This window comes from Acinetobacter sp. GG2, assembly GCF_000292385.1.
GTDB lineage: Bacteria > Pseudomonadota > Gammaproteobacteria > Pseudomonadales > Moraxellaceae > Acinetobacter > Acinetobacter seifertii.
Window position 1 is genome coordinate 1 of record NZ_ALOW01000024.1, and the last position, 23,816, is coordinate 23,816.

The following is a 23,816-nucleotide window of genomic DNA, read 5'->3' on the forward strand; positions in this document are numbered from 1 at the left end:
TCGAAAGAAACCGGGGTGTTGCTTTTGCACGGAAATAAAAAAATTCTAGGAAACTCAGCTCCTAAAAATCAGATCAGATTTGCACAGTTGTTCTGTTTCAGAGATATAGTGTCTTAATTCAATTAAATTGCCTTGTAATAAAAAAACATTTCATAATATTCCAATATTTGCTTAATCTATAAATAGTTAAACTTGAGTTTTCATCTATGCAGTTCAAAATTATCGCAGCCCAAGATCTAGATCAAAATCAACGTCATCAGATTGCTGAGTTATGTTTTTCTGCTTTTGATGAAGACCCATGGAGCCAATATGTTTTCATGCAAAAAGCGATTCATGTCGTTGGTATATTGGACAATCAAATTGTCTCACATGCCTTATGGACGGACAGAGCTTTTACTATAAATGGTAGTTCCGATGTAAAAACAGCTTATGTAGAGTATGTGACCACTGATTACACGATGAGAGGTCAGGGGCTTGCATCACAATTATTAAAATATTTAGTTGAAGCATTAACGGACTTGGAATATGGACTTACTGCATTACAACCAGAAGATGAAGCGTTTTATAAAAAATTAGGTTGGACTACTTGGTGGGGTGATTTGTACATCAAACAAGATACATCTACTTATCTAACCGATGACTATGAAATTATGCTATATCCTTTGAGTATCCATATGAAAGATCTACTCTCACACAGTTCAGAGGACGATAGTATTTGCGCAGAATGGCGAGAGGGTGAAGTTTGGTAGTTCTAATGATCTAATAAATTCATTTTTTTATTCTGTCTAAAATAGATGTAGCTGTCATTTTTTCATATTACTTAACTTTTTCTACTTTCCTGTTTATTAGACAAGCCTATAATGATTCAGAATCATTCCAAATCTAATAAGGATATAACATGTCTACCGATCAGCAATTTCCAATTCCCAACAATTTAGGTATCGCGGTATATTCAAATAATGCCGAAGCCATTGGTAATACACCTTTAGTACGTATTAACCGATTGATTAAAACAGGTGCAACCGTATTAGCAAAAGTGGAAAGCCGTAACCCTGCATTTTCTGTGAAATGCCGCATCGGAGCGGCACTTATTGCAGATGCGGAAAAGCGTGGTGTATTAAAAGAAGGTATGCATATTGTTGAGCCAACTAGTGGTAATACTGGTATTGCATTGGCATTTGTAGCTGCGGCAAAAGGTTATTCAATTACTCTAACTATGCCTGCCAGTATGAGCCTTGAGCGTAGAAAAGTATTAAAAGCTTTAGGTGCTAATTTGGTATTAACTGAACCCGCAAAAGGAATGAAAGGTGCAGTTGATGAGGCTGTACGATTAGCAACTGAACAGCCAGATCTTTATTTCTTGCCACAACAATTTGAAAACCCAGCAAATCCACAAATTCATGTAGACACAACTGGTCCTGAAATTTGGCAAGCTACAGGTGGGCAAGTCGATATTTTAGTTGCGGGCGTCGGTACTGGCGGCACGATTACAGGTATTTCTCGTTATTTTGAACAGGTTCAAAATAAACCTTTGTATTCAGTAGCAGTTGAACCTGCTGAGTCTCCAATTATTACTCAAACCAAAAATGGTGAAAACATTACACCTGCACCGCATAAAATCCAGGGAATTGGTGCGAACTTTATTCCAAAGAATCTTGATTTGAACCTTGTAGATGAAGTCTTACCCGTGACTAGCGAAGAAGCAATTCAATGGGCGAGAAACTGTGCAACTCAAGAAGGTATTTTAGTGGGTATTTCAAGTGGAGCTGCATTAGCAGCCGCTGCAAAAATTGCAGAGCGTCCTGAAAATGCTGGTAAAACCATCGTTGTTATTCTGCCAGATAGTGGGGAACGTTATCTGTCTTCTGTGTTATTTGAAGGTTTATTTGACGAATAAAATTAACCGCATAAAAAAGCCCATCGATTGATGGGCTTTTGTTTAAGCTTATTTATAAAGCACTTTTTAAATTTTTTTGATGGTGCTTAATAGATCGAGCATATTTTTTCGCTTTGTGACGGGTCCAGAAGCTTCGCTCATATCCTGTAGGCCCAACATTATAATAGGCCGTGGCTTTAAACCAGCTATCTGCGGTTTGATAGTAATGATTTAAAATATAAGCACCACATTGGATATTTGTAGATTCATCATACAAATTACCAGCACAAGTTTGTTGCCAATAGCTTGGAATAATTTGAGTTAAACCAACAGCCCCAGTCGGAGAGCGGGCATTACTATTATAGTTCGACTCTTGTCTGATAACTGCCGCGAGTAAAAGGGGAGGAACATTATATTTGTCAGCACTTTGAATAATCAAAGGAGACAATCGATTCGCTGTACTCGGTGGAACGGAATAAGCTTTTTGTAAACCAGATGATAGCTTATTTGAACGCCAAGTAAATGAGCCACTATTAGGGCCTAAGCTTGTACATCCTGTCATTATGATCATCAAGAAAATTATGAAAAATTTGAGACTAAGGATGTGTAATTGTGATGGTTCAAAACGATTTTGGGTTAAAGATGAGGTAAGCAAAATACAAAACCAATAATGAAGTTTCAAATGAAATAATCGTATTTAGCCGTACTTATCGGATCAATGTTAGTTCTGTTGCTCAACACATCTAAAAAGTAAGAATTTTGTATAATTGAAATGAAAAAACCCCGACATCCTGTCGAGGCTCCTTCGTATTCAGCTTTATGTAGCTAACTCCTGTCAACTACCGCTTCCTGCGTTCTTATTCTTCTTCAATGAGACATCCTGTCTCTCTATGATTCATATATTATGAAATAATACTAAAGCTGAATATCCGCAAATCACCGCAATTTTTGTACGTTTTAACTTACAGATCAACTTACTTAAATACGATGTCGACTAGTTTCTGGGCGATATGAGCACAAATCAATACACTTGGAAAAGCTAATATCCATGCAATAATCCAAGCCGATACCACAATGAAAGGAAATGATGATTTAGTCCCACTAATTTAAAAGTTGAAATACCTGAAACTATAAAAGACATCATTCCAGATAAAATGAAGAGGAATAAAAGCTTCTGTGCTTTCATGGTCTTATCTTCCTTGATAAGCATTTAAGGTCAATGCAAAATTTTCTCCAAATTGTTGAGCAGTTTTAATATCTCCTTCATCAAACCTATCGGCATTACTGCCATGTTCAGCCTGAGCCATTAAGCCTGACCATGAGTCTAGACGATTGGTTGCTTGAGTATACGGAACACCTTGGTGTTGCTCAGGCATAATCGGGTTGCCAACCCATAACATGCCGTGTTGCATACAAAAGGTAAAAAGTGAAATTAGTGTCGATTGTTTATCACCAGCGGGAAGAGAGGAAACGGTAAATCCAGCTGCTAGCTTTCCCTTAAAGTTCTGCTTTTTCCATAATGGACCCGTTGCATCCATGAGTTGTTTTAACTTGGAAGATACACCCCCTAAATACGTAGGAGAGCCCCAAATTAAACCATCATATTGGATAAGAGTCTCTGGGTTCTCGATAAGATCTTCGGCATTGAGTAAATCTACTTCAATATCTTGATGGCTCAAAATACCAGTTTGAATTTGCTGAGCGATAAATTGGGTATGCCCTTGGCGACTATAGTAAATAATGGCAACAGTTTTCATGGATAGTTTCCTTTTTATCTAAATTTGAAATAGTTTTGCAGTGAGATATAAACCACAGCCAAAAACGCTATGGTTCAGCAAACTTTTTAGACAGTTCAGAAAAGGATGCGGGGTTTCTGACGAAGCAAAGCCACTACCCATCGCAGGTTGCATAATAAAAAAAGGAATGAGAACGGTGACTACACCAAACAGAAGTGCTGAGAAAAACTGAGGATGGCTAAGCCAAGTTGAGCCAACAATGAAAAGAAAGCTAAATGCAAAGATCAGCCCAACACTATAATGAGCAATCCAGCCCAATAAATATTCACCCTTAATTTGAGGGCTTTGAGCTATAGATCGATGGATGAGTTTTCCGTGCAATATCCAACCGACCCAGCGACCGAGAAAGGCGAAGTTTAAGGTCGGAATTTTGAATATCTTTAATGTTAACAGCCAGATATCCATAATAATTGTTGCGCCAATGCCGAGACATAAAGCCTGAAAGAACGTTGTGGAGAGATTCATTTTTACACCTTGCTTTTATACGTATGAAACGTGATAAATTTATTGTGCAAGTTCAAGTTCACTTGAAGTCAAGAGGTGATTATGGATATTGGTGAAGTTGCTAAAAAGGCAAAAGTCACAACCGCTACACTACGTTTTTATGAAGAGAAGGGGCTAATTAAGTCGATTGGGCGGCAAGGTTTACGTCGGCAATATGGTAGGCAGGTGCTTGATCAACTGGCACTCATTGCTTTAGGCCGTGCTGCAGGTTTCTCTTTAAATGAGATCGCTACCATGTTTGGGCAAGATGGTAAGCCTGATCTTGATCGGCAAAAACTAAAAGATAAAGCTGAACAACTAGAGCAAATGGCAAAGCGATTACATTTTATTAGTCAAGGATTACAACATGCTGCTGTATGTCCTGCTGAAAATCATATGGAATGCCCAACTTTTCAGAACTTTTTAAAAGCAGCAATTGCTGGAGAATATCAGCCAACGAAACTTTAATTCTTTTGATGAAGTCATTTAGTTTGTGTTTGTATTGAACAGTTGAGTTTGTCATATTTTCGCCATAAAGATTTCATCTTTTTGAAGCAAAAACTTCATATAAGCTTGATTAAATTTGCTTAATTTTTTACCAAATGTATAAAATCATGAGCAAAAAAACTTTAGTCGCATTATTATGCTGCGCCAGTTTAGGATTGTCGGCATGTAACGATGACAACGACCAAGAACAAACCTCACCTACAGAAAACGTTACCGAACCAACTTTAATTTCTTTTGCCAAATTGCCTGTAGAAACCTATGCTGCTGGCCCAGACTCTGGTGCATATGTAAAAGGTGCAAATGGAATTTATCCTCCATTTAAAGGCCAGCCTGTACAAGGTTTTTCGGCTGCATTAAAAAATGAAGATGGTAGCTATATGGCAATGGCCGATAATGGCTTTGGTACACAAGATAATTCAGCAGACTTCTTACTTCGTATTTATAAATTAAAACCTGATTTCAAAACTAAAGCCAAAGGTACAGGGCAAGTTACTGTACAAAGCTTTATCCAACTGCGTGATCCGAATAAATTAATTCCATTTAATATCGTCAATGGTGATACAGCTGAGCGTTTATTAACGGGCGCTGATTTTGATCCAGAGTCAATGCAACGCACTAATGACGGGACTTACTGGATTGGTGATGAGTTTGGGCCTTATTTACTTCATTTTTCAGCAGATGGAGTACTATTGGATGCACCGATTGCTCTGCCAAATCCGTTAAACCCGACTCAAGAGTTACGTTCACCACAAAATCAGTTTAATAAAGCACAAATTAATTTTGTAGAGCCTCTAGTTCAGCAAAGTGGTGGTTTTGAAGGAATGGCGATTTCGCCAGATGGGCAGTATCTTTACCCGCTTATAGAAAAGCCAATTAAATCAATTCGGGAAACGGAAAGACAGTTGCTGATTTCTCAATTCGACATTAAGAAAAAAGCGTATACAGGTAAATATTATTGGTTTCAATTAGACAGCAAGGCAACCAATATTGGTGACTTCCAACTCTTTAATGATAAAGAGGGTATTATTATTGAGCGTGATGCGACTCAGAATAATTTAGGTGGGTATAAAAAATTAATCCGTATTAAATTGAATGAGTCAGGTCAGCTAGTAAGTCGTGAAGATTTAGTCGATTTAATTAAAATTGCTAACCCGAATATGTTGTATGGAACAGCTAGAGCAGGGGATATTGGTACGGGACAAGTTTTTGCCTTCCCGTTTGAAACCATTGAAGATGTGATTATTGAAAATGGCATAACGCTCACGGTACTAAATGACAATAACTTCCCCGGTTCAACAGGACGCAACGCAAAACTGGCTGATGATAACGAGATTATTCAAATTCGTTTGCCAAAAGCTTTGTTCTAATATCTATAAATAAATTATGTTAAGACTACGGCGGATTTTATTCCGTCGTATTTATTCTGAGAATAAAAATTTTGGATAAAGTTTAATCAAATTAATTTCTATATTATTGTTTTCGTATGTTTTATAAACAAGGAAAATGAATGAAATTCATGTTAAAATGATCGGCTTTCATCTTTAGATGTCTCTCCTTCATCTGCTAGCCGAGATTCGCAAGCCATGTCTACCGCTTATACCATGCAAACTGCGCCAAAAGCGCTGTTTGATTACGACAAATATTGGGCGTCGTGTTTTGAACCAGCGCCATTTTTGCCGATGTCACGAGAAGAAATGGACCAACTCGGCTGGGATGCTTGTGACTTTATTTTAGTCTGTGGTGATGCTTATATTGACCACCCATCATTTGTATCGGGTGTGATTGGGCGTGTACTTGAAGCACAAGGTTTCCGTGTCGGAATTATTGCGCAGCCAGATTGGACCAATGTTGAAAGTTTCCGCGTTTTAGGTAAGCCAACGATTGCTTGGGGTGTAACCGCAGGTAATATGGATTCGATGATTAACCGTTATACGGCAGATCGTAAAATCCGTTCTGATGATGCATATTCTCCAAATAATGAGCCAAATAAACGTCCTGACCGTGCTGCAACAGTATATTGCCAGCGCTGTCGTGAAGCTTTCCCAGATGTACCAGTGTTATTAGGTGGTATTGAAGGTAGTTTACGCCGTATTGCACACTACGATTATTGGTCAGATAAAGTCCGTCGATCGATTTTGATGGACTCAAAAGCTGATTTACTCATGTATGGTAATGGTGAGCGTGCCATTATTGATGTGATGCATCGTTTGGCGAAAGGTGAAAAAATCCACGAGATTACAGATGTTCGTGGTACGGCATTTATTATTAATAAACATAACAAAGCATCAAAAGCAAAGTTTGTCGAAGTTGCGAGTAATGATGTAGATACGGTGGGGCGTGTTGACCCAATTATTAATCCATATGTCATGACAGAAGATATTGATGGCTGTGAGGTTGAAAAAGAAAAGGGTAACTCTTTAGCTCAGTACCAAAATTTCCAAAAAGAGATTGTTGCAAATCCGATTGTACGTGAAGGCGACAAACTCGATGACGATACTCAAATCGTTCAATTAAAGCCAGCACCGTCAAAAGCAATTAAACACAAATTACCACCACGAGAGTTAGCAGTAATCCGTTTGCCTTCTTTTGAAGAAGTGGCAAATGATCAAGTGCTTTATGCACATGCAAACCGTATTTTGCACCTTGAAACTAATCCGGGTAATGCTCGTGCGTTGGTTCAACGCCATGGTGAGCGTGATGTGTGGATTAACCCACCTCCAATTCCTCTAACTACTGAGGAAATGGATTATGTGTTTGATTTACCATATGCACGTTTGCCACATCCTACTTATGGTGATGCGCGTTTCCCTGCATTTGATATGATCAAATTCTCAGTCAACATTATGCGTGGCTGTTTTGGTGGTTGTACATTCTGTTCGATTACAGAACATGAAGGTCGTATTATTCAAAACCGTTCGGAAGATTCGATCTTACGTGAGATTGAAAAAATTCGTGATACTGCACCAAACTTCACCGGCATTATTTCAGACTTAGGTGGCCCAACAGCAAACATGTACCGTTTGCACTGTAAAGACCCAGAAATTGAGAAGAACTGTCGTAAACCTTCTTGTGTTTATCCGGGCGTTTGTCAAAACTTACATACCGATCACGCGCCTTTAGTGCAGCTTTACCGTAAAGCACGTGCAATTAAAGGTGTGAAGAAGATTCTGATTGGTTCAGGTTTACGTTATGACCTTGCAGTATTGAACCCTGAATATGTCAAAGAGCTGGTGCAACACCACGTGGGTGGTTATTTAAAAATTGCTCCTGAACATACTGAGCAAGGCCCGTTATCTAAGATGATGAAACCGGGTATTGGTACGTATGATCGCTTCAAACAAATGTTTGATCGTTTCAGTAAAGAAGCAGGAAAAGAGCAGTATCTAATTCCTTACTTTATTGCTGCGCATCCGGGTACTTCAGATTATGACATGATGCACCTTGCTATTTGGTTGAAAAAGAATGGTTTCCGTGCCGATCAGGTACAGACGTTCTATCCATCACCAATGGCAACTGCAACCACCATGTATTATTCAGGCAAAAACCCGCTTGCTAAAGTCGCTCGTTATACTGAAAAAGTTGATATTGTAAAAGGTGAGAAACGCCGTCGTCTGCATAAAGCATTCTTGCGTTACCATGATCCAAACAACTGGCCATTACTTCGTGAAGCCTTAAAAGAAATGGGCCGTGCCGATTTGATTGGTAATTCAAAGCAGCATTTAATTCCGACTTATCAGCCAAAAGGGACTGAAGGGGAATATAAATCTGCCCGTAAGAAAAACTCGTCTACGGCAGGGGATTCGGTTAAACGAAATAACCAGCAAACGAGTAGTCATTCAAATCAGAAGCGTCCACAAAAAGGTCAGGTACTAACGCAACATACAGGTTTGCCTCCTCGTGAAACAGGTGAGAAGAGACCGTTTGGTGGGAAAAGTAAAGCAAAGTCAAAAGCTCACAAATAATGATAAAAAAGGCTCTTAAACAGAGCCTTTTTTGTTTTTCATGAGGTTATTTAAATCGTATAGTGAGATTTTTGCAGATTTAAAGTACAAAAAACGTAACGAATAATGATAAATATCCAAAATCTGACGAGCTGCACTTGATTGTTGTTGACTCTATGATTATAAATAATGTTGAGGGTGGCTAAATTTAAGCCAAGCTTGATAACTACAAGTGAAATTACTAAGTGAACCTTTTAAAAAACGGCTGTGTCGTTATCAATTAAAACAAAGCGTGATCTAGCAAAATCATTATAAAAAACTTAAAGGATTAGACCCATGTACTATTTAATTACGATCTTACTACTCTTTTTGACTGTCATTATGGCGGCGAAGAGCCTCTCAAGAAAACACCAACAAGACAGTGCTTTAAAGCGCCGTGCTGTATTAAGTAGTCATGAGCAAATGACTCTTACTCGTTTACAAACAGTATTTCCTAAATTTACTGTATTAGCTCATGTCTCATTTGATGCTTTATTAACAACTAAATATGCTCACACCCGTCGAAAATATCAAAATATGACGGCTGACTTTGTGGTACTTGATCAAAATTACCAAGTTTTTGTGGTGGTTATGCTTGAAGAAAATGGTTTACGTCGTGCACATCAGCAGTATGAACGCCGTTTATTACAACTTGCTGGTTACCGTGTACTACGCTACAGCAGTGTGCCTGATTATAATGATTTAAGAAGAGATTTATTGACCCCTGAATCAGAGATGGCAACTTTACATGCCACGCCGCAGTTAGAGCGAATCTCAAATGCTTTTGTGAAGTCTTAACAAGTAGACATTATAAAATTTTGATTTTAGGGTTTATTAAAGACGATATGAATAAAATACTGATATTAGAATTTTTTGAACTATAAAAAATGAGCAATATTACTGTAAATATTGCTCATTTTTTTATTGATTAAAACCAATAAGAACTATGGAAGTACCGCAACGACAGTCATTTCTACTAGTACGTCAGGTGCGTAAAGTTTAGACTCCACACAAGTACGAGCAGGTGGATTTTCTTTGCTAATCCATGCATCCCATACAGCATTCATGGCTGCATAGTCTGTTTCAATATCTTTTAGAAAAATCATGACTGAAAGAATATGGCTTTTGTCTGTACCAGCTTCAGCAAGTAAGCGATCAATATTGTCTAAAGTTTGTTGAGTCTGTGCCGTAATGTCTACACTGGTGTCATCAGCGAGTTGGCCTGCTAAATGGACTAAATTACCTGAAATCGCAACTTCGCAGTACCGTGAAGTCACGTGTAAACGCTTTACCGTCATAAAAATGCTCTAAAGTGTATTTATTGAATAGCTTTGATTTTATGAATAGATGCAGGGTTGGTGCAAGCAAGTACAAAGGAATTTAAGTAGATTATTGTGATGAAAAAATCTAAGCCATGTATCAGAAGAGCCCTGTAATATTCGGATTTGGTCGTCACGCCAATCACAGGACGATATGCCTAAAGTAAAGGTTGCTTTGGCATGTTGCAAATACATGGGTAATGAATATGCGCTAATTAGATTACTGTAATTTTTGATCAAAAGGTAACTGTTTTTGTCTAAAACTTGTTCTTTTGAATAAAAAAACATCAATTATAATAATGAAAGTTGGAAGTCGTCAGCTTTGGTCTGTAACTGATAAACACCAATCCCAATAAGACGAAATTGGAAGTTTTCGGGAATATGCATTTCATTTAAAAGTAAGAATAAAACTTGAATCAAATCTTGTTGAGAATGGATTGGAGTTTTAAAACTTTTACTGTGTTGTAAAGTCTGAAAATTTTTAAGTTTGAGTTTAATATTTACACCACGAGCATGGAGTTGTTTTTTCTCTAAACTTTGCCAAACTTTTTCAGCTAAGCCATGCCAATAAGGTTGGCATTGAGTTAGGGTTAAATCACTATCAAATGTGGTTTCTTTCGAAATTTGCTGACGAGCACGTTCAGCTTGAACAGGGCGGTTATCAATACCTTGGGCGTATAAATAAAGCTGTTGCCCATATTTCCCAAAGTGATGAACTAAAACCGCTTCTTCAATTTTTTGCAAGTCACCTAGCGTGTGCAATTCAAGCTGTTGGAGTTTTTCTTGGGTAACTTTGCCCACGCCAGGAATCTTTTTTAGCGGAAGGTCTTGAATAAAAGTAGCGACTTGAGATGGTTTTATTACACATAAACCATTCGGTTTATTCCAGTCAGACGCGACTTTTGCCAAAAATTTATTAGGTGCTACACCAGCCGAGGCGGTCAGTCCTGTTAGTCTAAAAATATCTTCCCGAATATGCATAGCCACTTCGGTTGCACTCGCGATTTGCTTTAAATTCTCAGTGACATCTAAATATGCTTCATCAAGCGATAAAGGTTCAATGAGAAGAGTATATTGCTGAAAGATTGAATGGATTTGAGCCGAGACTGTACGATATTTTTCAAAATTAGGTTCGATAATAACAACTTGAGGGCATAGTTTTCTTGCTTGGCTCATAGACATGGCAGAGCGTAAACCGAACTCACGGGCAGGATAAGAAGCTGCCGCAATTACAGCGCGCGGATGATGAGAAGAGATAACGACAGGAAGATGCTTTAGATCAGGACGCTCTCGCAATTCGACCGATGCATAAAAGGCATCCATATCGATATGAATGATTTTGCGCATATTATTGTGCTTTCACGACGCCTTGTTGCTGTAAAAATTGATGCCACTCTTTGACTGAACCCTCATAAACATTTAAGTCTACTGGCTTTGTCATGCCTTCAATTTTACCTTGATTACTATGCTGCCAAAAGAGCCATTTTCTTTTGTCTTTCAGTTCAGGTTTTCCTTCATAATCTCTAACCCAAAGCGGGGTATTAGGGAAATTTCCTATTAACACAATATGGTAAAAAGTTTTGGAGATATAAAAGATAGGTTGTTTGCCATAATGTTGTTTTAAGCGGTCATGCATAATGCCTATTTCTTTAAGTAATTGTTCTTTGGTGTGTGCATTAATACAGTTGCTGTCATATTCGAGATCGATAACAGGTGGAAGCGCATCGATTTTTTTTGGAACAGTTGCAATAAAATTTTCAGCTTGTGTTTTACCATCACGACATAGACGATAAAAATGATAAGCCCCTACATGAAATCCATGTTCGCGTGCTTTTAACCAGTTTTCTTGAAATTTTGGATCTTTATAATCACCACCTTCAGTCGCTTTTAAATAGACGAACTGGAATTTTTGGGGTGATATTTTTTTCCAGTTAATCTCTTCTTGATGATGAGAAACATCAAAGCCTTGAACTGGATAATCTTGAGCAATTGCTTTTTGTTGATAGAACAGACCGAAGTAAGTGAGAACCCCCATGACACAAGCTAAAACAATACCGATTACGGTGTTGTAGCGTGGTGCAGAAAAGGTTTTTGCCAGCTTGGTCATGCAAAACTCAGTATCAAGATGAAGCTCACATCATAGCGTGATTTACGAAAGAGAAACCATGCTAAAAATGCAACTGCTTACACAGGTGTATTTTTTGGAATTTGCCAAAAGATAAGCGCAGTAATGACGTTAATACAGCCTAAACAGACCAGAGTGACATGAAATGCTGTTGTTACATGGGCTGTACCATAGTAATTGGTAAATACATTAATGAGTGTACCTGCCAATGCAACACCGATACTCATAGACAGCATCATAATCATTGATAGGAAACTATTTCCACTACTTGCATCTTGTTGAGGCAAGTCTTTTAAAGTCAGCGTATTCATTCCAACAAACTGTAATGAGTTTAATGTACCAAACAAGAAAAAGTGTAGGGTCCTAAACCAAGTAGGCGTGTCGACCGTCATAATCGCAAAAGACGCAATACATAGACCGACTAATGTGGTGTTAATTAACAAAAAACGGCGATATCCCATTTTTTGAATAATAGGTCTAACAATTGGTTTAGAAAAAAGTGAACCTAGCACTAGTGGAATCATCATTAAACCCGCAATAAATGGTTCAAATCCAAAAGCCACTTGCAACATGAGTGGTATAACGAAAGGTAAAGCGTTACCACCAAAGCGAGCGAAGAAATTACCTAAAATTCCGATTGCGAAAATTTTATTTTTAAATAATCGACTACGGAATAATGCATTTTGATGAGTATGGGAATGATAGGCATACCAAAGCGTTGCAATTACTCCAACTATTAATAAAGAAATACTGAACCATTTGGAATATTCAGGCGAGGCAAGATGTTCAATACCTAAAGACCAGCCAATCATTGCAACCACCAAGAGCACAAACCCCATAAGATCAAAGGTTTTAACTGTAGGTTCTTTTACATTTGGCATGACCTTTAATGTCATTAATATACCGAGTACACCCATTGGAATATTAATAAGAAAAATCCAGTGCCATGTTGCCACTTCAACTAACCAGCCCCCTAATGTTGGACCTGCGAGAGGGCCAAGTAAACCTGCCAGACTCATGAGGCTCATAGCAGCTAGGAATTGAGTTCGGGGAATAATTTTTAAAAGTGATAAACGACCAACGGGGAGTAATAGTGCTCCTCCCACACCCTGAATGACACGGAAAAATAAAAGTTCATTCAGATTTTGAGACAGCCCACACCCCAAAGACGCTAAAGTAAAAATAATAATTGCTGATAAAAATGTATTTCTAACGCCAAACCGATCGGCTAACCATCCACTTAAAGGAATGCAGGCAGCAACCGACAAAACATAAGCCACCACCACGCTATGCATACGTAATGGGTCTTCATTTAAATGGTGTGCCATTGCAGGAATAGCAGTATTTACAATTGTGGTATCTAATGCCTGCATAAAAAAGCCAATAGACACCAAAAGTACGAGTAAGCGATATTCAGGTTGCAAGGCTTGGTGAGTCGGCGTGGCATTCATAACATTTGAAAGTTAACGTTTTGGTCTAGTTTAAAACAAATTGAAAGTAAAAAAAGTAAGACAATGTTGAGTACCCCTTTACTAAATCTAATTGCTCTTGAAGGCAACGGTGAAAATAGTGAAAACAAAAAAAGCGGAAGAACCGCTTTTTTATTGAGATAGGAGAGTTTACACAACAAATCTCTTTGGCATTTTTAAGTTTCGGATGACGTTGTAAATTTGATCGATTTCTTCACATACAATTAATTTTGCTCGGTGTTGAAGGGGAAGGAAACCTTCTTGCACCGCATGATCTAGCTGGGCAATTAATGGATTATAAAAACCATTTACGTTATATAAAATCATGGGTTTTTGGTGCTGATTGAGTTGGCCCCAAGTCGCAATTTCCAAAATTTCTTCGAATGTTCCTAAACCGCCAGGTAATGCAATAAATGCACTTGCACGCTCTGCCATCATGGCCTTACGCTCATGCATGGTTTCGACCACATGCAATTCGGTTAGTCCTGCATGTGCGACTTCATAATCAAGCATAAATTCAGGAATGACTCCTACAGCTTCTCCACCATGTGCAAGCACACTTTCTGCAACTTGGCCCATTAAACCAATGCTGGCACCGCCGTAGACTAAACCAAAACCTTGTTCAGCTATTCCGCTGGCTAATTCAATTGCCTTTTCTCGATAAATCGGCTTATTTCCTGCTCGTGAGCCACAATATAATGCAATAAGAGGTTGTGTTGTTTTTACAGATGTTATTGGTGAATCGTTTACTGCCATTGTTAATACGCTATTCATTGCTTTATTTTCACCTTATCACGTTCATATTTCTTGTCTACACTAAGCAAAAAATATGACAACTTTATAAGCAGTTTTATAGGAAAGACCCATGTTTTGTATGGGTTTGGTGAATACATATAATGATCAAATAAAAATGATGAATTTATGTTAAATCTTGCCTATACTGAAAATTCGTTTAACAACATATGAACAAATATGGGTAGTGGTTGTAGTCGCTCCGTTTTAATTTCTTGTCCTAAAAAAACATTATTCCCCCTTTGTCTAGGTACGCCTGTTGCGTTGCCCAATAAAGATAAAATCCACCCAGCACAGGAGCAGGATCAATGATCTTTGAATGGATGTCTGATCCGTCTGCTTGGGTAGGCTTAGCTACATTAATTGTTCTTGAAATCGTACTAGGGATCGATAACCTCGTCTTTATTGCTATTTTGGCTGAAAAATTACCGCCAGAACAACGTACTAAGGCACGTATAGTGGGTTTAATACTCGCTTTGGGAATGCGTCTTGTCCTCTTGGCTTCAATTGCTTGGGTTGTGACACTCACCCAACCGCTTTTCCATATTTTTGATCATCCATTCTCTGGTCGTGATTTGATTTTATTATTCGGTGGTGTGTTCTTGTTATTTAAAGGCACCATGGAATTGCATGAGCGAATGGAAGGTAAACAGCTTCATAAAGAAGATAATCCAGTCCATGCCGCGTTCTGGATGGTTATTGTCCAGATTGTTGTGCTTGATGCCGTATTCTCATTAGACAGCGTAATTACTGCGGTGGGTATGGTGAAAGAGCTGTCAATCATGATGGTTGCTGTTGTGATTGCTGTGGGTATCATGTTGTGGGCTTCGAGACCACTCATGGACTTTGTAAATAAGCACCCAACAGTCGTTATTCTGTGTCTTGGCTTCTTAATGATGATTGGTTTCTCTTTGGTGGTGGAAGGTTTTGGTTTCCATATTCCGAAGGGTTACTTATATGCTGCGATTGGTTTCTCGATTTTAGTCGAAATGATCAACCAAACCATGCGCCGTAATCAAGAAAAGCTAGTCACTACTACAGATTTACGTTATCGCACAGCATCTGCAGTTTTACGCATGTTAGGCAGTAAAAATAGCAGTTCTACTTCCGATGCCCAAACGGTTGATAACGAAGATGTATTGGCTACACAAGCTTTTGCCGATGAAGTTTTTGACGAAGAAAATGGTGTTTACCACAGTGTACTTGTACAAGGTGTACTTGGATTATCTGAACGTCCAGTAAAGTCGGTGATGACTCCACGACCTGAACTTGAATGGATTGATTTAGACGACGAACCAGAAGTTTTGAAAGAACGTTTAATGTCGATGACACATTCACGTTTAATTGTTGCTCGTGGTGAACTTGATAATATTGAAGGTATCGCGCTTACGCATAAAGTTCTAAATAACTTTATTGAAACGGGTGTTGTCGATTTCCAAAAGCACTTACGTGAACCAGTTATTGTGCATGAAAATGCTCAAGTGCTTATGGTGATGGAGCAATTACGTCAGGCTCCTTTACAAATGGCCATTGTTCTAAATGAATATGGTTCAATCGAAGGTATTGCGACACCAATTGATATTTTAGAAGCTATTGCAGGTGAGTTCCCTGATGAAGACGAACTAGATGCAGCAGCTGAAAGCTTAGAAGATGGTTCTTTAATACTTGAAGGTTCAACCGATATTCGCCACGTATCTCTTTTACTTGGTCGTGACTTGGTAGATGAAAGTGAACAATATTCTACTTTATCGGGTTATTTGTTATTCCATTTAGGTCGTTTACCTGAAAATGGTGAAACTGTGGAAGCGGATGGTTATCGCTTTGAAGTTGTAACTATGGAAGGCCACAAGATCGAGAAAGTTCATATTGTTTCTATCGAACAAGATGAATCAAAAGATTAATTTTTAATACAATTAAAGAGTTATTTTGCCATACAGCCTCATAAGGTGATTTAGACTCGATTAAGTTTGATTAGGCAAACCTCCTTACTTTTCAAAGATGAAAAGTAACAAAAATCTTTGTTGGTCAGAGGGTACATCCGTGTAACCCCTGACCAACAGGCGACATCCATGTCGCCGTCCATCTAGCCAAAATTTGGTAAATCTTTTTTCTGAGAAACTTAATGACAGAACAAATTTGTCCATGTGGAAAGGGCAGTTATGCAGAATGTTGTGAGCCTTTACATTTAGGCACAGCAAAAGCCCTGACTGCGGAGCAGCTTATGCGTTCCCGTTATAGTGCTTTTGCATTACAACAAATTGATTATATTGTTCAAACCACAGCACTAGGACAGCAATCTGCTCTTGATAAAGAAGCTATTGCAGATTGGAGTAAACAAAATCAATGGTTGAGTTTGGAAGTCATCCAAGCCAAAGAAAAATTGGATAAGACTCATGCACAGGTGGAGTTCAAAGCTCATTATCATGATGGAAAAAGTGCTCAAATCCACCATGAAGTTTCACATTTTGTGTATCACCAGCAGCAATGGTTTTTCCTTGATCCAACGGTCGATATGCAAGTCACTATGAAACAGCCTTGTATCTGCGGTTCAGGAAAAAAATTTAAACAATGCTGTGCACAATTCCTATAAGTTTATCTTAAAATACGCCCACCGTTTGGCCTGAAGGAAAGGGCAATGTTACTCACCGTTATTTATATTATTGCGATTACTGCCGAAGCCATGACTGGAGCATTGTCTGCTGGGCGACGGAGTATGGACTGGTTCGGTGTCGTACTGATTGCCTGTGTAACGGCCTTGGGTGGTGGTTCTGTACGTGATGTATTACTTGGGCACTATCCTTTAACGTGGGTGAAGCATCCTGAATATTTAGTTTTAACGTGTTGTGCTGCCTTTGTTACCATCATTATTGCTAAATGGATGCGCCATTTACATAACATTTTCTTGGTACTTGATGCTTTAGGTTTGATTGGCTTTACCATTATTGGTTGTCAGATTGCCTTACAAATGGGGCATGGCTTTGTCGTTTCAGCCGTAGCAGGTGTTTTGACTGGGGTTTCGGGTGGTATTTTACGTGATATTTTGTGTAACGATGTGCCATTTGTTTTCCGCCGTGAACTCTACGCGAGTATTTCTTTTGTGGCAGTGATCTGTTATTGGGTCTGTCAGGATATAGGATTAAGTCTAGAGTTAACTGTTATTTCGACCCTAATTTTCGGCTTTACTTTACGTTTGATTGCCATTTATTTTGGTTTGGAAATGCCAAAATTTATTTATAAAGATGATGATGCAGAGTCGGCCTCTTCTACCGACGAACATTAATCATTCAGAACTTGATGTGGGCATGATATAACAATTCTATATATGGTCTTGCTCACTTAATCTTTCCAGTAGAGTTAATCCTATGGATCTGGTTTCACGTATACAAAATCTCCCAATCGGCAAATTTCACTACACGCTTTTATGGGTAGTAGGGTTGGGATGGATGTTTGATGCGATGGATACCGGCATTATTGCTTTTATTATGACAACCCTTGTTAAAGACTGGTCATTAACACCAGCTGAAAGCGGTTGGATTGTGAGTATCGGCTTTGTGGGCATGGCTATCGGTGCAGTTTGTTCTGGTGCCTTAGCAGATCGTTTTGGCCGTAAAACGGTATTTGCGATTACGATGGCCATTTATAGTATTGCTACAGCTTTATGTGCTTTTGCTCCTGATCTAAAGTGGCTATTAATTTTTCGGTTTATTGTTGGTCTTGGACTAGGTGGTCAGTTACCTGTAGCAGTCACACTGGTCAGTGAATATGTTCCTGCTCATGTTCGTGGCCGATTTATTGTTCTGCTTGAAAGTTTTTGGGGGCTAGGGTGGCTGGTTGCAGCGCTCATTTCTTATTTTATTATTCCTAAATTTGGCTGGCATATTGCCTTTCTTATGGGCGGCCTACCACTTCTTTATATTTTAGTGATTTGGAAAAAAATCCCTGAGTCGATACCTTACCTGATTAACCGTGGTCGTATTGAGGAAGCGCATGCACTGGTACAAAAACTAGAAGCCGAAGCATGCGTGCAAATAGTTCACCATATTGAAGTCGTACCTGTGGCGATGCGACAAAAAGTTTCATTTAAACAGCTCTGGAGTGGTCAATTTGCTCGTAGAAGTTTAATGCTCTGGCTGATCTGGTTTGGAATTGTGTATTCCTATTATGGGATCTTTACCTGGTTACCAAGTCTATTGGTGAAACAAGGCTACGATGTTGTTAAATCATTTGAATATGTATTGCTTATGATTTTGGCGCAGCTACCGGGCTACTTAGCGGCTGCTTGGTTTGTTGAACGCTTAGGTCGAAAAATTACACTCGCGGCATTTATCGGTTTTTGTGCCTTATCTGCATATTTCTTTGGACAAGCCGACAGCGTAAATAGCATTATGTTTTGGGGTTGTCTGATGTCATTCTTTAATTTGGGTGCATGGGGAGTGTTATATACCTATACACCAGAACAATATCCGGCCAACATTCGTGCCTTTGGTTCGGGTTGGGCATCGGCAATGGGGCGTATTGGTGGCATTGTAGCGCCAATCGTCGTGACTCATATGATGGTCGCTAAAAACGGGTTTAATCACGTTTTTATGATGTTTACTGTTGTTTTACTTGCTGTAGCCTTGGTTATTTTGATATTAGGTGAAGAGACTCAAGGGAAAAGACTAGAGTCGATCGGGCTATAGTTTTGCCTAACTTTATAGCAAGTAACTAAAAATATAGAGAGATAAGACATAATTTGACGCTCAGGTGACAGAGTCCCTCTTGTGTCTGTAACATAGCCCACTTAGCATAATACACACTTAAAATAACGACTGATTTGGAAGATAAGCTGACTATGACCAGCCTTGCGCATCATGCGACAGAAAACCGCTCTGTAGCCGAATTTACTGAACAGGCTTACTTGAATTATGCCATGTACGTCATTATGGACCGTGCATTGCCGCATATCAGTGATGGCTTAAAGCCTGTACAGCGCCGTATTGTCTATGCCATGAGCGAACTAGGCTTAAAAAATAGTGGTAAGCCTAAAAAATCAGCGCGTACAGTGGGTGATGTACTTGGTAAGTATCATCCACATGGTGACTCAGCTTGTTATGAAGCCATGGTATTAATGGCTCAGCCTTTCAGTTATCGTTATCCCTTAATCGAAGGTCAAGGTAACTGGGGAGCACCAGATGATCCTAAGTCATTTGCTGCAATGCGTTATACAGAAGCCAAACTTTCGGCTTATAGTGAGTTGTTGTTAAATGAGTTAGGTCAGGGCACAACTGAATGGCAAGATAACTTTGATGGTTCATTAAAAGAACCGATTACATTGCCAGCGCGTATTCCTAATATTCTACTCAATGGTACAACTGGTATTGCTGTAGGTATGGCAACCGATATTCCACCGCATAATTTACGTGAAGTGATTAAAGGAACGATTGCCTTAATTCGTAACCCACAAACTTCAGATGAAAAATTAGCTGAATATATTCCAGCTCCAGACTTACCAACCAAAGCTGAAATTATTACTCCGCCAGAAGAGTTGCTTAAAATCCAGACAACTGGTCGTGGTAGTTATCGCATGCGTGCGGTTTATACCGTTGAAAAGCATGAAATAGTGATTACAGAGTTACCATATCAAGTATCTGGCTCTAAAGTGATTACTCAAATTGCCGATCAGATGCAGGCTAAAAAGCTACCATTGGTGGTAGATATACGTGATGAGTCTGATCATGAAAACCCAACACGACTGGTGATTGTGCTGCGTTCTAACCGTATTGATGCGGAAGCAGTGATGAGCCATTTATTTGCGACCACCGATTTAGAGTCAAGCTATCGTGTCAATTTGAACATGATTGGTGAAGATGGTCGTCCTCAAGTTAAATCGATTCGCCGTATCTTGCTTGAATGGATCGAAATCCGTAAAAAAACGGTAACTCGCCGTTTGCAATATCATTTAAATCGTATTGAAAAGCGCCTGCATATTTTGGCGGGTTTGTTAATTGCTTATCTTGATATTGATACTGTTATTCGTATTATTCGTGAAGAAGATCAGCCTAAGCCAGTATTGATGGAACATTTCAATATTGATGAAATACAAGCAGAAGCGATTTTAGAGCTGAAATTACGCCATTTGGCAAAGCTTGAAGAGATGGAAATCCGTCACGAACAAGATGAGCTCGCTGCAAAAGCTGCAATTATTCGTGAACAATTGGAAAATCCTGAGTCTTTGAAAAATCTGATTATTGGCGAACTAAAAGAAGACGCGAAAAAGTTTGGTGACGAACGTCGTTCTCCAATTGTTGCACGTGCCGAAGCTGTTCAAATTAAAGAACAAGATTTAATGCCAGCTGAAGCGGTAACAGTCGTTTTATCAGAAGCGGGTTGGGTTCGTGCAGCAAAAGGAGCAGATGTTGATGCTGAAAACCTAAACTATCGTGCAGGGGATCAATATTTAAGCCATGCAGTAGGTAAAACCAATCAACGAGTTTACTTCCTTGATGAAACAGGGCGTAGTTATGCCTTACCAATTAGTAGTTTACCTTCAGCCAGAGGCTTAGGTGATCCATTAAGTTCGAAACTCTCTCCAGCAAGTGGGGTAGCGTTTATTCAGGCTTATTTAGATGATGATGAATCTGAACTAATTGCTGCAAGTTCAGCGGGTTATGGTTTTAAAACTCAAGTTAAACAGTTAGATACAAATGCCAAAGCTGGTAAGACATTCTTAACAGTGCCTGATAAGGCAAAAGCTTTACCGCTTATCTCTGCACAAAACATGACACATTTGGCTGTGCTCAGCTCAGCAGGGCGTTTGTTAATTTTAGATTTGGCAGAATTACCAAATTTAAATAAAGGTAAAGGTAATAAGTTGATACAACTTGAAGCGAAAGAGCAGATTTTATCCATGACAACCTTGAACCTAGATGAAATAATTCAGGTGGTTGCAGGTCAACAACATCTGAAATTAAAAGGTGATGATCTACAAAAATACATGGGTAAACGTGCTTCGAAAGGTCAGCTCTTACCACGTGGATATCAAAAAGCAAATAAACTGTTGATTCAGAGATAAAGCTAGCGTCTGGCAACATAAATACGCTATATATGGCAACAAGTTCAAGCAGTGAACTGAACTTGTTGGTATTGAATAATGATTAAAAGGGCAGCAATTTGGAGTACGTAATTTGTACTCCATGCAAAAAATTTGACAGGGACAAATTGTCAAAACTTCTGTCTCATAATCTTGTTCGAAAGTGTCATGAATGTGCCAATAAGTTTTAAATATGTTCTGGCACCAAGAAGCTAAAGAATAGCTGGGGCATTGAATAACAGTTATTACTAAGGATTACGAATCGGAGATAATGGCATTATGGAAAAGATTTGGTTTGCAGAATACCAAAAGACAGGGATACCAGAAACAGTAGCATTGCCTGCAGAAAATACCTCAATTGTTGATATTTTTGAGCGTAATTTCCAGAAATTTGGTTCTCGTGATGCCTTTATCTTTATGGATAAAGCCATGTCATTTAACGAATTGGAGCTTGCAAGCCGTAAATTCGCGACCTATTTGCAAAATTTGGGGTTAGCAAAAGGAACTCGCGTGGCAGTGATGATGCCAAACGTATTGCAGTATCCTGTAGTGGCTTTGGCGGTTTTCCGTGCTGGTTTAATTTTAGTGAATGTTAACCCACTATATACTGCACGTGAGCTTGAGCATCAGTTAAATGACTCAGGTGCTGAAGTTCTTGTCATTATCGAGAACTTTGCAAGCGTTTACCAAAGTATTTTAGGTAAAACTCCAGTCAAGCATGTTGTGGTTGCTTCTGTTGGAGACATGTTAGGTACACTTAAGGGTACTTTAGTCAATTTTGTTTTGCGTAAAGTGCGTAAACAAATTCCAGCTTGGAACATTCCGGGCCATGTTAAATTTAATAGCGCATTAAATAAAGAAAATCCAAGCAATTACAAACGTCCGAATTTAACTTTAAGCGATACAGCCGTGCTTCAATATACGGGTGGTACAACGGGCGTTTCAAAGGGTGCTGAGCTGACTCACCGTAATTTGGTTGCTAACCTTTTACAGTGTGATGGTATTTTCCAAAGTAAATTTGGTGCAAATGATGGGGCGAAAGGTGACCGTATTGTTTGTGCATTACCGCTTTACCATATTTTTGCATTCATGGTTTGTGCGATGTACGGTATGTACAAAGGACAGGCAAATATCTTAATTCCAAACCCTCGTGATTTACCTGCTGTAATTAATGAATTGCGCAAATATCAACCATCATTTTTCCCAGCAGTAAATACATTATTTAATGCTTTAGTAAATAATGAAGAGTTTAAGCAACTTGACCATAGCAATTTAAAAATGGCGATGGGCGGTGGTATGGCAGTTTTACCTTCTACAGCAGAAGCTTGGAAGAAAATTACGGGTACAACCATTATCGAAGGTTATGGTTTATCAGAAACTTCGCCAGTTGCAACTGCGAATCCACCGACATCGACTGAATTTAGCGGTACGATTGGTATTCCATTACCATTAACCGATGTTGCAATTTTGGATGATGATGGAAAAGAAGTACCTTTAGGTGAACAAGGTGAAATCTCAATCCGTGGTCCTCAGGTCATGAAAGGATATTGGAACCGTCCGGATGAGACCGCTAAAGTGATGACAGCTGATGGTTTCTTCCGTACTGGTGATATCGGTATTATGGACAGCCGCGGATATACAAAAATTGTAGACCGTAAAAAAGATATGATTTTGGTTTCTGGCTTTAACGTTTATCCGAGTGAAATTGAAGAAGTTATTGCCAAACATCCAAAAGTATTGGAAGTTGCCGCAATTGGTGTTCCAGATGAAAAATCAGGTGAAGTGCCAAAACTCTTTATTGTGAAAAAAGATCCAAGTTTAACAACTGAAGAAATTTTGAACTTTGCTAAAGAAAACTTAACAGGCTACAAACGCCCTCGTTATGTTGAGTTTATGGATGAATTACCAAAATCAAATGTAGGTAAAATTTTACGTAAAGATTTACGTAAGCCTGCATAATTCTTGAATAATAAAAAAGCGCCATAGGGCGCTTTTTTATGATTAACGGTTTTTCATAAACCATCGGTCTACATAAGGGCGGCCGATTCCAACCATACCTACAAAAACAAGCATAGTGCCAAGTTGTAAACGTAGGTGAGTTAAATCAAGCTGACCATAACTCAGGTAATTATCTGCGAGGCAATATAAGCTAATTACAATCAGCCAATGCCATAAGGGAAGCCTTTTAATACCTACAGCAATAAAGGCAATCGTTAAAATCACAAAGGTACCCAGTGTCGATTGCCAATTTAAATTTGCACAAATTACACTCAGTAAAAAAGCGACGATAGGTAATACAATTTTAAATATGAGGTCTACCTGAAGCTGATTCTTCTTTTGCTTTTCTAAGACATCAAACAATTCTTTTTGATCAGGTTGTTGCATACATAGCCCTAT

At 38.8% G+C, this 23,816-nt stretch carries 21 protein-coding genes and 2 pseudogenes; 13 read left to right on the top strand and 10 right to left on the bottom strand.

The window, feature by feature from the left end:
* Positions 1–206: 206 nt before the first annotated feature.
* Positions 207–749: a GNAT family N-acetyltransferase gene (locus B554_RS0103350; protein ID WP_019456975.1), complete on the top strand. Its 543-nt coding sequence runs from the start codon at positions 207–209 to the stop codon at positions 747–749.
* A gap of 149 nt (positions 750–898) precedes the next feature.
* On the top strand, positions 899–1,897 hold the full coding sequence (cysK, locus tag B554_RS0103355; protein ID WP_019456976.1) for a cysteine synthase A: 999 nt from the start codon (positions 899–901) through the stop codon (positions 1,895–1,897).
* 52 nt (positions 1,898–1,949) lie between these two features.
* Here cysK and B554_RS0103360 read toward each other — a convergent pair whose 3' ends face one another.
* From B554_RS0103360 to B554_RS0103375, 4 genes and pseudogenes are all read right to left on the bottom strand, one after another.
* A complete protein-coding gene (locus B554_RS0103360; RefSeq protein ID WP_081400286.1) occupies positions 1,950–2,558 on the bottom strand; it encodes a lytic transglycosylase domain-containing protein in 609 nt (202 codons plus the stop codon).
* 292 nt (positions 2,559–2,850) lie between these two features.
* Positions 2,851–3,062, bottom strand: a pseudogene (locus B554_RS0103365) (DUF2798 domain-containing protein).
* 4 nt (positions 3,063–3,066) lie between these two features.
* Positions 3,067–3,633: a flavodoxin family protein gene (locus tag B554_RS0103370; protein ID WP_019456978.1), complete on the bottom strand. Its 567-nt coding sequence runs from the start codon at positions 3,631–3,633 to the stop codon at positions 3,067–3,069.
* A gap of 18 nt (positions 3,634–3,651) precedes the next feature.
* Positions 3,652–4,137 carry a DUF2938 domain-containing protein gene (locus B554_RS0103375; RefSeq protein ID WP_019456979.1) on the bottom strand — a complete coding sequence of 162 codons (486 nt, stop codon included), beginning with the start codon at positions 4,135–4,137 and terminating at the stop codon, positions 3,652–3,654.
* Positions 4,138–4,218: 81 nt separating this feature from the next.
* Here B554_RS0103375 and B554_RS0103380 point away from each other — a divergent pair, with 81 nt between their 5' ends.
* The 4 genes from B554_RS0103380 (at position 4,219) to B554_RS0103395 (ending at position 9,440) form a co-directional block, all read left to right on the top strand.
* Positions 4,219–4,623, top strand: a complete 405-nt coding sequence (locus B554_RS0103380) for a helix-turn-helix domain-containing protein (RefSeq protein ID WP_019456980.1) — start codon at positions 4,219–4,221, stop codon at positions 4,621–4,623.
* Positions 4,624–4,769: 146 nt separating this feature from the next.
* Positions 4,770–6,029, top strand: a complete 1,260-nt coding sequence (locus tag B554_RS0103385; protein ID WP_019456981.1) for an esterase-like activity of phytase family protein — start codon at positions 4,770–4,772, stop codon at positions 6,027–6,029.
* Positions 6,030–6,245: 216 nt separating this feature from the next.
* The gene (locus tag B554_RS0103390) at positions 6,246–8,624 is read left to right on the top strand and encodes a YgiQ family radical SAM protein (RefSeq protein ID WP_019456982.1); all 2,379 of its coding nucleotides are present in this window, start codon (positions 6,246–6,248) and stop codon (positions 8,622–8,624) included.
* Between the two features lie 315 nt (positions 8,625–8,939).
* A complete protein-coding gene (locus B554_RS0103395; RefSeq protein WP_004699315.1) occupies positions 8,940–9,440 on the top strand; it encodes a DUF2726 domain-containing protein in 501 nt (166 codons plus the stop codon).
* 146 nt (positions 9,441–9,586) lie between these two features.
* On the opposite strand, the gene B554_RS0103400 is transcribed toward B554_RS0103395, so the two are convergent.
* Entirely contained in the window at positions 9,587–9,940 is a 354-nt protein-coding gene (locus tag B554_RS0103400) for a RidA family protein (RefSeq protein WP_004699313.1), read from the bottom strand.
* Positions 9,941–10,131: 191 nt separating this feature from the next.
* Between B554_RS0103400 and B554_RS19075 the strand changes: the two are divergent.
* A pseudogene (locus tag B554_RS19075) lies at positions 10,132–10,194 on the top strand (hypothetical protein); the annotation flags it as partial.
* Positions 10,195–10,252: 58 nt separating this feature from the next.
* Here the strand turns inward: B554_RS19075 and dinB are convergent.
* From dinB to B554_RS0103420, 4 genes are all read right to left on the bottom strand, one after another.
* Positions 10,253–11,308: a DNA polymerase IV gene (gene dinB / locus B554_RS0103405; RefSeq protein WP_019456983.1), complete on the bottom strand. Its 1,056-nt coding sequence runs from the start codon at positions 11,306–11,308 to the stop codon at positions 10,253–10,255.
* Position 11,309: 1 nt separating this feature from the next.
* Positions 11,310–12,068 carry a GH25 family lysozyme gene (locus B554_RS0103410; protein WP_019456984.1) on the bottom strand — a complete coding sequence of 253 codons (759 nt, stop codon included), beginning with the start codon at positions 12,066–12,068 and terminating at the stop codon, positions 11,310–11,312.
* A gap of 77 nt (positions 12,069–12,145) precedes the next feature.
* Positions 12,146–13,537 (bottom strand): multidrug transporter subunit MdtD, encoded by a 1,392-nt coding sequence (gene mdtD / locus B554_RS0103415; RefSeq protein WP_019456985.1) that lies wholly within the window; start codon positions 13,535–13,537, stop codon positions 12,146–12,148.
* A 168-nt stretch (positions 13,538–13,705) separates the two neighbouring features.
* Positions 13,706–14,329 (bottom strand): TIGR00730 family Rossman fold protein, encoded by a 624-nt coding sequence (locus tag B554_RS0103420; protein WP_004699303.1) that lies wholly within the window; start codon positions 14,327–14,329, stop codon positions 13,706–13,708.
* A 326-nt stretch (positions 14,330–14,655) separates the two neighbouring features.
* Here B554_RS0103420 and B554_RS0103425 point away from each other — a divergent pair, with 326 nt between their 5' ends.
* From B554_RS0103425 to B554_RS0103450, 6 genes are all read left to right on the top strand, one after another.
* The gene (locus B554_RS0103425; RefSeq protein WP_019456986.1) at positions 14,656–16,248 is read left to right on the top strand and encodes a TerC family protein; all 1,593 of its coding nucleotides are present in this window, start codon (positions 14,656–14,658) and stop codon (positions 16,246–16,248) included.
* Positions 16,249–16,469: 221 nt separating this feature from the next.
* Complete coding sequence (locus B554_RS0103430; protein WP_019456987.1) at positions 16,470–16,937, top strand: YchJ family protein; 468 nt, start codon at positions 16,470–16,472, stop codon at positions 16,935–16,937.
* A gap of 45 nt (positions 16,938–16,982) precedes the next feature.
* Positions 16,983–17,627 (top strand): trimeric intracellular cation channel family protein, encoded by a 645-nt coding sequence (locus B554_RS0103435; RefSeq protein ID WP_004699296.1) that lies wholly within the window; start codon positions 16,983–16,985, stop codon positions 17,625–17,627.
* Between the two features lie 82 nt (positions 17,628–17,709).
* Positions 17,710–19,029, top strand: coding sequence for an MFS transporter (locus B554_RS0103440; protein WP_019456988.1), 1,320 nt, complete (start codon positions 17,710–17,712; stop codon positions 19,027–19,029).
* A 152-nt stretch (positions 19,030–19,181) separates the two neighbouring features.
* The gene (gene parC, locus B554_RS0103445; RefSeq protein WP_019456989.1) at positions 19,182–21,401 is read left to right on the top strand and encodes a DNA topoisomerase IV subunit A; all 2,220 of its coding nucleotides are present in this window, start codon (positions 19,182–19,184) and stop codon (positions 21,399–21,401) included.
* A gap of 297 nt (positions 21,402–21,698) precedes the next feature.
* Positions 21,699–23,378, top strand: coding sequence for a long-chain-fatty-acid--CoA ligase (locus tag B554_RS0103450; protein ID WP_004699291.1), 1,680 nt, complete (start codon positions 21,699–21,701; stop codon positions 23,376–23,378).
* Between the two features lie 42 nt (positions 23,379–23,420).
* Here the strand turns inward: B554_RS0103450 and B554_RS0103455 are convergent, their stop codons facing one another.
* Positions 23,421–23,804 carry a hypothetical protein gene (locus B554_RS0103455; RefSeq protein ID WP_004699289.1) on the bottom strand — a complete coding sequence of 128 codons (384 nt, stop codon included), beginning with the start codon at positions 23,802–23,804 and terminating at the stop codon, positions 23,421–23,423.
* Between the last annotated feature and the right edge of the window lie 12 nt (positions 23,805–23,816).

What these genes read in the sequence shown, in the direction of transcription:
- dinB (WP_019456983.1), bottom strand. Translation starts at nt 11,308, where the DNA reads ATGCGCAAAATCATTCATATCGATATGGATGCCTTTTATGCATCGGTC.
- parC (WP_019456989.1), top strand. Translation starts at nt 19,182, where the DNA reads ATGACCAGCCTTGCGCATCATGCGACAGAAAACCGCTCTGTAGCCGAA.
- cysK (WP_019456976.1), top strand. Translation starts at nt 899, where the DNA reads ATGTCTACCGATCAGCAATTTCCAATTCCCAACAATTTAGGTATCGCG.
- B554_RS0103455 (WP_004699289.1), bottom strand. Translation starts at nt 23,804, where the DNA reads ATGCAACAACCTGATCAAAAAGAATTGTTTGATGTCTTAGAAAAGCAA.
- B554_RS0103425 (WP_019456986.1), top strand. Translation starts at nt 14,656, where the DNA reads ATGATCTTTGAATGGATGTCTGATCCGTCTGCTTGGGTAGGCTTAGCT.
- B554_RS0103400 (WP_004699313.1), bottom strand. Translation starts at nt 9,940, where the DNA reads ATGACGGTAAAGCGTTTACACGTGACTTCACGGTACTGCGAAGTTGCG.
- mdtD (WP_019456985.1), bottom strand. Translation starts at nt 13,537, where the DNA reads ATGAATGCCACGCCGACTCACCAAGCCTTGCAACCTGAATATCGCTTA.
- B554_RS0103410 (WP_019456984.1), bottom strand. Translation starts at nt 12,068, where the DNA reads ATGACCAAGCTGGCAAAAACCTTTTCTGCACCACGCTACAACACCGTA.
- B554_RS0103430 (WP_019456987.1), top strand. Translation starts at nt 16,470, where the DNA reads ATGACAGAACAAATTTGTCCATGTGGAAAGGGCAGTTATGCAGAATGT.
- B554_RS0103380 (WP_019456980.1), top strand. Translation starts at nt 4,219, where the DNA reads ATGGATATTGGTGAAGTTGCTAAAAAGGCAAAAGTCACAACCGCTACA.
- B554_RS0103435 (WP_004699296.1), top strand. Translation starts at nt 16,983, where the DNA reads ATGTTACTCACCGTTATTTATATTATTGCGATTACTGCCGAAGCCATG.
- B554_RS0103390 (WP_019456982.1), top strand. Translation starts at nt 6,246, where the DNA reads ATGTCTACCGCTTATACCATGCAAACTGCGCCAAAAGCGCTGTTTGAT.
- B554_RS0103395 (WP_004699315.1), top strand. Translation starts at nt 8,940, where the DNA reads ATGTACTATTTAATTACGATCTTACTACTCTTTTTGACTGTCATTATG.
- B554_RS0103350 (WP_019456975.1), top strand. Translation starts at nt 207, where the DNA reads ATGCAGTTCAAAATTATCGCAGCCCAAGATCTAGATCAAAATCAACGT.
- B554_RS0103420 (WP_004699303.1), bottom strand. Translation starts at nt 14,329, where the DNA reads ATGAATAGCGTATTAACAATGGCAGTAAACGATTCACCAATAACATCT.
- B554_RS0103375 (WP_019456979.1), bottom strand. Translation starts at nt 4,137, where the DNA reads ATGAATCTCTCCACAACGTTCTTTCAGGCTTTATGTCTCGGCATTGGC.
- B554_RS0103450 (WP_004699291.1), top strand. Translation starts at nt 21,699, where the DNA reads ATGGAAAAGATTTGGTTTGCAGAATACCAAAAGACAGGGATACCAGAA.
- B554_RS0103385 (WP_019456981.1), top strand. Translation starts at nt 4,770, where the DNA reads ATGAGCAAAAAAACTTTAGTCGCATTATTATGCTGCGCCAGTTTAGGA.
- B554_RS0103440 (WP_019456988.1), top strand. Translation starts at nt 17,710, where the DNA reads ATGGATCTGGTTTCACGTATACAAAATCTCCCAATCGGCAAATTTCAC.
- B554_RS0103370 (WP_019456978.1), bottom strand. Translation starts at nt 3,633, where the DNA reads ATGAAAACTGTTGCCATTATTTACTATAGTCGCCAAGGGCATACCCAA.